Here is a 283-nt window from a genome sequence, read left to right as displayed (position 1 = left end):
TTTCTTTTTTTATTTTTTCATCTTTAATTTCTTTAGTTGGAATGATTTTATTATCGCCCATTTTAACTGGGTACCTTTTTTCATTCTCTTGGGGTCTTCCGTCTTTATCATTCTTTATTGCATTTACATAATAATATCCTTTTGTTGTTTTGGTATTTCTATTCATATACAAGACCATACCTTTAATTTTTAAAGCTTCTCCCTTATTTTGAGTCGCCATTTCCGAATTAACAATCCATGTGCCTTTATCATTTTTATCAAACTGATCATCACGATAGCCTTC

At 29.7% G+C, this 283-nt stretch carries 1 protein-coding gene; it reads right to left on the bottom strand.

Translation table 11 applies throughout. The annotated features are described in order from the left end of the window. Positions 1-283: Csa1 family protein (locus HMPREF3247_RS05910; protein WP_142349147.1), on the bottom strand; the 283-nt coding region annotated here is incomplete at both ends.

Origin of the sequence: Staphylococcus sp. HMSC36A10, from assembly GCF_001838845.1 — a bacterium.
GTDB lineage: Bacteria > Bacillota > Bacilli > Staphylococcales > Staphylococcaceae > Staphylococcus > Staphylococcus aureus.
The sequence above is the reverse complement of the archived record's forward strand: the minus strand, read 5'-3'. Positions and strand labels throughout refer to the sequence as shown.